Source organism: Actinoplanes subtropicus, assembly GCF_000721705.1.
GTDB lineage: Bacteria > Actinomycetota > Actinomycetes > Mycobacteriales > Micromonosporaceae > Actinoplanes > Actinoplanes subtropicus.
The window spans coordinates 21,001-27,332 of the sequence record NZ_JOJL01000064.1 but is presented as its reverse complement, the minus strand read 5'-3'; the positions used below and the strand labels follow the sequence as shown (position 1 = coordinate 27,332).

7 protein-coding genes are annotated in these 6,332 nt (G+C 69.8%); 4 read left to right on the top strand and 3 right to left on the bottom strand.

Annotated elements, in window-relative coordinates:
- Positions 1-289 precede the first annotated feature (289 nt).
- Together IH26_RS0150170 and IH26_RS0150165 are read left to right on the top strand one after the other, a co-directional pair.
- Positions 290-2,206, top strand: coding sequence for a S8 family serine peptidase (locus IH26_RS0150170; protein WP_157437838.1), 1,917 nt, complete (start codon positions 290-292; stop codon positions 2,204-2,206).
- Positions 2,207-2,215: 9 nt separating this feature from the next.
- Positions 2,216-2,572, top strand: coding sequence for a hypothetical protein (locus IH26_RS0150165; protein ID WP_157437837.1), 357 nt, complete (start codon positions 2,216-2,218; stop codon positions 2,570-2,572).
- Between the two features lie 166 nt (positions 2,573-2,738).
- On the opposite strand, the gene IH26_RS0150160 is transcribed toward IH26_RS0150165, so the two are convergent.
- Complete coding sequence (locus tag IH26_RS0150160; RefSeq protein ID WP_030443410.1) at positions 2,739-3,734, bottom strand: NADP-dependent oxidoreductase; 996 nt, start codon at positions 3,732-3,734, stop codon at positions 2,739-2,741.
- A 103-nt stretch (positions 3,735-3,837) separates the two neighbouring features.
- Between IH26_RS0150160 and IH26_RS0150155 the strand changes: the two genes are divergently transcribed.
- Complete coding sequence (locus IH26_RS0150155) at positions 3,838-4,533, top strand: TetR/AcrR family transcriptional regulator (RefSeq protein ID WP_084599835.1); 696 nt, start codon at positions 3,838-3,840, stop codon at positions 4,531-4,533.
- 304 nt (positions 4,534-4,837) lie between these two features.
- Positions 4,838-5,398, top strand: coding sequence for a GNAT family N-acetyltransferase (locus IH26_RS59130; RefSeq protein WP_084599834.1), 561 nt, complete (start codon positions 4,838-4,840; stop codon positions 5,396-5,398).
- A gap of 57 nt (positions 5,399-5,455) precedes the next feature.
- Here IH26_RS59130 and IH26_RS0150145 read toward each other — a convergent pair whose 3' ends face one another.
- Positions 5,456-5,686: an anti-sigma factor family protein gene (locus IH26_RS0150145; protein WP_030443407.1), complete on the bottom strand. Its 231-nt coding sequence runs from the start codon at positions 5,684-5,686 to the stop codon at positions 5,456-5,458.
- On the bottom strand, positions 5,683-6,324 hold the full coding sequence (locus tag IH26_RS0150140) for an RNA polymerase sigma factor (RefSeq protein WP_030443406.1): 642 nt from the start codon (positions 6,322-6,324) through the stop codon (positions 5,683-5,685). Before IH26_RS0150140 ends, IH26_RS0150145 begins: the two co-directional genes overlap by 4 nt.
- Positions 6,325-6,332: the final 8 nt, after the last annotated feature.

Genomic DNA, 6,332 nt, shown 5'->3' with positions numbered 1-6,332 from the left:
CTACCGGAGCTTCGTTCCCATCACGCCCCGCGACACGCCACTGTGGCCAGACCGCGACGCGGCACTCACACCAAACTCATGATCTTGAAACGGCCGTGCCGTTACGGGACCGGCCAGGACCCGGGAAGACATCGAGGGGTCGATACAGATCTTCGTCGGCCATAAGGCAATCAGCGACGGCCTGGAAATACACGTCCACACGGTCGCGCCCACGGCCGGTGCCATTCCGGCCGGCGTCGGTACGCCCAGCGCCGACCGTATCGGGCGTCTCCCCTCGGGTGCGCAATATGTGACTGACGAGGTGAACGTGATGATTTCGTTCGACGATGCCGACCCAGACGCTTTGATCCGCCGCATAGCCGCCGGCAACCATGCCGTCATCCAGGGTGCAGTGAGCCGGGCCCGGCTTTACCAGCTGCGGTTACCGGCCGGGACCACACTCACGCGGCTGGACGCCGTCAAAGCGGCGATCGCCGCCACAGCCGGAGTCAGCGCGGCCACCTACGACCTCTACGCCCAGGATCCCTCGGCCAAGTACCCGAACGACAACAAGTGGAGCTCGTGGGACACGGCTCACCCGGCCGGCAACAACTGGAACCTGGAACAGACGGACGTACCAGGTGCCTGGGACAAGGTCACCGGCTCGAAAAGCATCAAGATCGGGGTAATCGATGCCGGATTCGATCCCGCTGTTGACGACCTCAAGCACAACATCGCCAGTACGAATGCTGGCGGTAACAGCACGCACGGCAATCACGTGTCCGGGACAATATGTGCCGAAGGCAACAACGGCCAGGGCGTGACCGGGGTCATGTGGCAGTGCTCGCTGGACCAGTTCCACGCCGGCAGCACGACCGCGCAGGCGGTGTCCGCTATGGCCGACGCGGCCGACGCCGGTGACCGCGTCGTCAACATGAGCCTGCAGTACGTGGACAACGCCAACTGGTGGAGCCAACCGGGGTACCGGCGGCCTTCGCCGGCCGACCTGGTCGCACTTGTCGGCGAGGCGAACAAGAGCCTGCGACAGGGCTTGCTCTACGCGAAGCGGCACAACAAAGATGTCTTGTGGGTGTTCGCCGCCGGCAACGAGTCACGTGACGTCGCCCTTTCGGCCCCCGGCGGCCTGGTCAGCGAGTTCCCGGAGAACGTCTTGTCGGTGGCCGCGACCCAACCGGGCGGCAACCTGGCCGCGTTCTCGGATCGGGGCAACCTCGTCTCCGTGGCCGCGCCCGGGACGGACATCTACAGCACTGTCGGACACTCCTGCTCGTTCCTGTGGTGGTTCTGCTCAGACAAGTTCGACACGATGAGCGGCACGTCGATGGCGGCGCCGCAGGTGACCGGACTGGCCGGACTGGTGCTGGCCAAGGACTCGGGCCGGCTGGCGGTCAAGGTGAAGGAATGCATCGTCGACGCGGCCCAGGGCAGTGGACGCGCAGTGCCGGGACAGAAGTTCCACGAGATCAACTCGGCGAAGGCCATCGACTGCGCCGGTAGCGCCCTCCACCTTCCAGCGAAAGTCGATGTGGTGTTCTCCATCGACCTGACCGGCAGCATGGGCGGGGTCGTCGACCAAGCGAAAGCGCAACTGCGGCAGGCCATGAGTGATCTCAAGGCCGCGTCGCCGGGCACCGACTTCCGGTTCGGCGTAACCAGTTTGATGGACTACCCCAACCTCTACGGCGACTCGACCGACTACCCGTTCAAGATCGACGCGCCACTCAACTCGGACACGGCCGCGATTCAGGCTGTCGTCAACGGGCTGGCGCTCGGCGGTGGTGGTGACGGTCCCGAGGCGTACGGCAGGGCGCTCTGGGAGATCGGCCAAGCCGACACCGGCGCCTCCCTCGGGTTCCGTGCCGACGCCCTGAAACTGGTCATCAACTTCGGCGACAACGTCCCGCACGACAACGACATCAACGAGGGCATCGCCACGCCACCGTTGAGCGGCGACACGGGGATCGACCCCGGCCGTGACGGCGTGGTCGGAACGGCGGACGACGTCGACTTCCAAACGGGTGCGCTGGCGGCGCTGAAGGCGCGCGACATCCGCCTGCTCGAGGTCGACAGTTCCGGCGGGACGAGCATTGCCCCGTACTGGCAATCGTGGACCGCAACGACCGGCGGCGCCTACACCGCCCTGGACCCGTCCGACGGCCGCACCTTGTCCACGGTGATCATCGATCTACTGAAGCTGATCCCCTGAGGAATGGACGTGAAACCGTACCTGGCGGTCATGGCCGTCCTGCTGACGCTGCCTACCGGCGCCTGTTCCCATCGCGGGCCCAGTGCCCCGCCCATTTCCGCAACGCCGGCGGTTTCCGCGAGCCCGCTGGTCGACAACGGCGTCGTCGTCAATGAACTGGAGGTGTTGGAGGGCGACAGCCCCGCGGCGGTGAAGCAAGAGCTCGACGCGGTGGGCGGCGTGGTCCTGACCCGGGACGCGCGACTGGGCACGCTCGTGGTGTGGTTCCCCACTCACGATCTGGCCCACCTGACCACCATCAAGGACACCCTGGCCAGCAAACACATCACCGCGAACCTCGTTTTCCCGCAACCCCCGACGAGCTGAGCCGGTGGCCGTCCTCCCCTCTTCGCGGGGAGGGCGGCCATCTTCTGTACAGCCGCTGTCGGCCCGAATGCGTTGCTGAACCACGACTACAGACCCGGCCTCGCGCTCATCGTCCACTTGTCCGGGACCGGGGTGACGCTGCCCAGGTCCAGGCGGCTGACGGGCGTCAGAGCCGGACGATCATCTTCCCGGTGTTCTCGCCGCGGAGCAGTCCGAGGAACGCCTCCGGGGCGTTCACCAGGCCGTCCACCACGGTCTCGCGGGCGGAGAGCTGTCCGGAGCGCAGCCAGCCGCCGACCTCGGCGACGAAGTCGGACATCCGGTGGCTGTGGTTGCCGACGATGAAGCCGCGCAGGTTGAGCTCCTTGCCGATGGACAGGGCGAGGTTGCGCGGGGCGGCGGGCGGCGCGGCCTCGTTGTACTGCGCGATGGCACCGCAGAGCGCGACCCGGCCGAACTTGTTCAGCGTGTCGATGGCCGCCTCCAAATGGTCGCCGCCGACATTGTCGAAGTAGACGTCGATACCGTCGGGGGCGGCGGCCCGCAGCTGGTCGCGTATCGGGGCGTCGCGGTAGTTGAGGGCGACGTCGAAGCCCAGGTCCTCGGTCAGATGGCGGGCCTTCTCGGCGGAGCCCGCGCTGCCGATGACGCGCTTCGCTCCGCGAAGCCGCGCGATCTGACCGGCCACGCTGCCCACGGCGCCGGCGGCGCCCGAGACGAAGACGGTGTCTCCCTCGCGGAACTGCGCGATGTCCAACAGGCCGACGTACGCGGTGAGGCCGGTCAGCCCGAGCACCCCCAGGTACGCCGAGAGCGTGGGCGCCGCCGCCGGGTCGACCACCCGCACCCGGGCAGCGTCGACCGCCGCGTACTCCCGCCAGCCGTAACCGTGCGCAACCACCGCGCCCACTGGGAGGTCGTCCACGTTCGACGCGACGACCTCGCCGATCGCGCCGCCGTCCAGCGGCGCACCGACAGGGAAGGGCGCGACGTAGGACTTGGTGTCGTTCATCCGCCCCCGCATGTACGGGTCGACCGACATGAACAGGTTACGGATCAGCACCTGACCGTCGCCCGGCTTGGGCACCTCGGTCTCGGCGATCTCGAAGTTGGCGGCGGTCGGCCAGCCGGTGGGCCGGGCGGCGAGGCGGATCTCTTTCACGGTGTTCTCCCTGTCGAGCGGCGACTGTCGGTCGTACTCGACAGTATGTCGAAAAACTCGACACTGTGTCGATTCCAGCTCGGGAAACCGTTACCCTGGTCGCATGAGCCCCACTCCCGGCCGGCGCCGCGCCCCGAGCAAGGGCGACCGGCGCGAGCGGGCGATCCTCGACACCGCCCGGACGCTGCTGGCACACAAACCGCTCGCCGACATCACGATCGACGAGCTCGCCGCCGGCGCGGAGATTTCCCGGTCAAGCTTCTACTTCTACTTCGACTCCAAACTGTCGGTCGTGGTCACGCTGCTGCGCGCGCTCACCGGTGAGCTGAACGCCGACGCCGGGCCCTGGCTGGACGGCACCGAGCCGGACGAACCGGGTCTGCGGCGCGCCGTCGCCACCCTCGCCGCGATCTGGCGCACCCACGGCCGGCTGCTCACCGGCGTCCTGGCCGCAGCGCCCACCTGCGCACCGATCGGCCAATGGCGCGCCGGCCTGCGCGAGGCGCACATCGCCCGGCTGGCCGCGCGGATCGAGCGCGGCCGCGCCGCCGGCCTGGCACCGGCCGGACCGGACCCGCACGTGCTCGCCGGAATGATCGACGACCTGCAGACCGCCACCTTCGCCGCCGCCACCGACCCCGACGGCCTGGTGGACGACCTGGTCACCGTCCAACTCCGCATGCTCTACGGCCAACTGCCACCACGACACTCGAGCGGATCCTCTGCAAGGGGCACGTCTGGAGATCACGCGATGGCCAGCTCGACTCGCCGCCCCAACCCGAACTCCAGCCCGGAATGATCTGCGCCGCGTTCTGTCGCGGCCTGTCGCGGGACCTGAGGGCCCCGGCCAAGCGGACTGGCGCGCAGGACCTCGCGCAGCTGCGGCCGGCCGGCAAAGGGGCGTGGCCGCTCAACCCGAACGGGGCCGGTTTGGCGAACGGTTTCCGCAGACCGGCCTCGGCGGCGGGCGTTGCTGCTTGCCGACGTCCGCGTCCACGACCACGCAGTACGCGTCGCGCACGTTTCGTCGAGCGTGTAACGGCGGGCGCGATGCCGGAGACAGACACCGCAGAACACCTCATCAACAGGAGAGGGACGACGGCATGAGTGTCGACGGTTGGCATCGGGTGGAGCCGGTGGATGTGCCCGGCGAGGGGCGGGTCCGCAGCGTGGTCGTGGGTGGGCGGACGGTCGCGTTGGCCCGTTGCGGGGTGCGGCTGGGTGCGTTGGACAATCGGTGCCCGCATCAGGGTGGGCCGCTGGGTGAGGGTTCGATCGAGAACGGCTGGCTGCGCTGCCCGTGGCACGGCTACGCCGAGCGGGACGCCGCCGGGCTGGTCCAGCGGTACCTGGCCCGGCTGGACGGGGTGCCGGCCGGCGGCGGCAGCATGCGGGTCGCCGACGGCATCGCCCAGCTCACCGGCGCCGGCACCGCGCCCGCCTTCCGTCGCCGCGGCATTCAGAGTGCCCAGCTGTCGGCCCGGCTCGCCGATGCCACCGCGGCCGGCTGCGACCTCGCGGTCATCACCGTCCAGCCCGGCTCGAAGTCGCAGCAGAACGCGCAGCGCCGCGGCTTCGACCTGCTCTACACCCGGGCCGTGCTCGCCCGCGAGGACAGCAGTCGCCGGCTCGCCTCCGACGGGGAGCCGGCTTCCGCGGTGTAGGTGACCAGCGTCCGGGGCGTCGGGTGTATGGGGCGTGCGGTGGGCGGTCGGCTGGGCTCAGGTGGCGGGCCAGTCGCGGAAGGCTGCCAGCAGCCGGTCGCGGGCGTCGGACGCCAGCCCCTGCGCGGGCAGGTGGCCCAGGTTCCGCACGGTGGTGCGGATCTGGTCGAGGTAGCGGTCGCAGCCGTCGCACTCGGCGAGGTGCTCGACGAAGCGCCGCTCGGTCTCCGCCGGCAGGGCACCCTCCAGGTAGGCGGTGACCAGTTCCACGAACTCGTCGCAGTTCACGCGGTCGCCTCCTTGACCCAGTGCTGTTCCAGGACGGCGCGCAGCGCGGCCCGGCCGCGGTGCAGCAGGACCCGCTGGTTGGCCGCGCTGATCGACAGCAGCTCGCACACCTCGTCGCTGCTGTGCCCGGCAACGTCGCGCAGGGTCACCACGACCCGTTGCCGGGCGGGCAGGCCGGCCAGCGCGTCGGCCAGCTGGCGGCGGGTCTCGGCGGCCAGCGCGCCGTCCTCCGGCGACGGCCAGGCGGGTGGCGAGCTGCGCCAATGCCCGGGGTACGGATCGTCCGCACCCCGGAACCGGGCGGGGTCAACGGTCGGGCCGTGGTCGTCGTCGGTGACGCCGAGCCCGGGAACGGTGCGCGCGTCCCGTACGCCCCGGGTCTTGGCCTTGTTGATGAGGATCCGGTAGACCCAGGTACGCAGCGAGGAGGCCTCCTGGAACCCGTCGATGCCACGAAGCACCCCGAGCCAGGCCTCCTGGACCACGTCCTGCGCGGTGTGCTCGTCGGCCACGTAGGCTCGGGCCGCGCGCAGCATGGCGGGCGACCACGCGTCGATCAGGGCGGCGAACATGGTCTCGTCCCGCGCGCGGAGCCGGGCTACGACGACGGCGTCGGCGGGCAGCGCGGTATCGGCCATGCAGCGCA